Annotated in this window: 1 protein-coding gene; it reads left to right on the top strand. The window is 61.5% G+C overall.

What is annotated here, in order from left to right; translation table 11 throughout:
* Window positions 1-400 (top strand): PstC family ABC transporter permease (locus H6B10_RS15470; protein WP_204652359.1); only part of this gene is annotated, 400 nt, incomplete at its 5' end.
* Between the last annotated feature and the right edge of the window lie 18 nt (window positions 401-418).

Raw genomic sequence — 418 nt, 5'->3', positions numbered from 1 at the left:
CCTGCCCACCATCATCACGGTGAGCAAGGCCAGCCTGGACGCTGTGCCGGAAAGCTACTATGAAGGCAGCCTGGCTTTGGGCGCCACCCATGAACGCAGCGTGTTTTTTGCCGTGCTGCCCGCCGCCAAGAGCGGCGTGCTCTCTGCGGTGATCCTGGGCATCGGCCGCGCCATCGGCGAGACCATGGCCGTGGTCATGGTGGCCGGCAACCAGACCTGGATGCCCAAGGGCCTGTTCCAGGGTCTGCGCACCATGACCTCCAACATCGTCATTGAGATGGGCTATGCCGCCGATCTCCACCGGGAGGCTCTGATCGCCACCGGCGTGGTGCTCTTCGTTTTCATTCTTCTGATCAACCTCTGCTTCAGCATCGTGAAAGGGGGCAGCAAAAATGCCTGAGATCACCGTGAACGGCAA

The organism is Gemmiger formicilis (assembly GCF_016901605.1).
GTDB classification, from domain to species: Bacteria; Bacillota; Clostridia; order Oscillospirales; family Ruminococcaceae; genus Gemmiger; species Gemmiger formicilis_B.
This window is presented reverse-complemented; position numbering and strand designations above follow the sequence as displayed.